Source organism: Xanthovirga aplysinae (genome assembly GCF_009711365.1).
GTDB classification, from domain to species: Bacteria; Bacteroidota; Bacteroidia; order Cytophagales; family Cyclobacteriaceae; genus Xanthovirga; species Xanthovirga aplysinae.
In genome coordinates this window covers 1-1,520 of the sequence record NZ_SMMB01000422.1, presented here as the reverse complement: position 1 = coordinate 1,520, position 1,520 = coordinate 1, and the positions used below count along the sequence as shown (strand labels likewise).

The following is a 1,520-nucleotide window of genomic DNA, read 5'->3' as shown; positions in this document are numbered from 1 at the left end:
TTTTTGAAAGAAGAACTTAATCAAAGTGGTATTATGAATGAATTGGTAACACCTGGATTGTTGAATTGGCATAAGCCTTAAAACTTGCTTTCCTTTTTGGGTTTTTCTACTGACATTCGTAATTCCTAATTCTAAATTCGCAATTAATTTTAATAGATATGTCATATTTATTTACTTCAGAGTCTGTTTCTGAAGGTCACCCAGATAAAATAGCAGATCAGATTTCAGATGCCATTCTTGATGCTATGTTGGCGCAGGACCCAAATTCGCGGGTTGCTTGTGAAACCTTTGTAACAACCGGCTTGGTTGTAGTTGGTGGAGAAGTTACCACTAAAGCTTATGTGGAAATTCCGGATGTTGTAAGATCAACCATTAAAAGGATAGGCTACAAGAGTGATGATTATATGTTTGATGCAGACTCTTGTGGAATTATGGTTACTCTTCACAGTCAATCTCCTGATATTGCACAAGGGGTGGATGAAGGTGCAGGGGTTGATAAAGAACAGGGGGCTGGAGATCAAGGAATGATGTTTGGGTACGCTACACAGGAAACTGAAGAGTATATGCCTATGGCGCTTGCCTTTTCCCATCGTTTGGTACAACGCTTAGCAGAAATCCGAAAAAATAACCCGGAATTAATGTCTTATCTGAGGCCTGATGCTAAAGCTCAGGTTACTATTGAATATGATGATCAAAACCAGCCGATAAGAGTTCATACAATTGTGGTTTCTACCCAACACGATGAGTTCATTAAGGCTGATAGCGAGCATCCTGAGGCTCAACAGGCTGCCGAAAATGCTATGCTGGATCAGATCAGGGCCGATGTAATCAAACATGTAATTCAAGAGGTAATTCCAGAAGAATTATTAGTGGATACTATTTTTCACATTAATCCTACAGGAAAATTTGTTATTGGTGGTCCGCATGGAGATGCTGGATTGACGGGACGAAAGATTATTGTAGATACTTATGGCGGAAAAGGAGCTCATGGGGGCGGAGCTTTTTCGGGAAAAGACGCTACTAAAGTAGACCGAAGTGCAGCCTATGCAGCAAGGCATATTGCCAAAAACCTGGTGGCTGCCGGTGTGGCAGATGAGTTGCTCGTTCAAGTGGCTTACGCCATTGGTGTTTCCAAGCCAGTGTCACTTACAGTGAATACTTATGGAACCGCTAATGTAGGTTTATCAGATAGTGAGATCGCTAATAAAGTACAGGAGATTTTTGATATGAGGCCTAAAGCGATCATAGAACGGTTTGGTCTACGGAATCCTATTTTCTCAAAAACAGCGGCTTATGGTCATTTAGGGCGAAAGCCATTTGTTGAAGCAGTAGAAGTACAAAATGTTACCATCCGAGAAGATGAAAAAGCAAGAGAAGAGATTCGCCATAAGGAGCAAAAGGAATTTGAGTTCTTTACATGGGAAAAACTGGATTTTGTAAAAAAAGTAAAAGAGTCATTTGGTCTTTAGAGGAGATAAAACTAATTCCAAATTAATGAATTGGATTTTAATAAAATAAAA

General features: G+C 39.7%; 1 protein-coding gene. It reads left to right on the top strand.

Annotation, left to right across the window (positions count from 1 at the left end):
- Positions 1–158 precede the first annotated feature (158 nt).
- Entirely contained in the window at positions 159–1,469 is a 1,311-nt protein-coding gene (metK, locus tag E1171_RS01535; RefSeq protein WP_155203397.1) for a methionine adenosyltransferase, read from the top strand.
- The last annotated feature ends 51 nt before the right edge of the window (positions 1,470–1,520 follow it).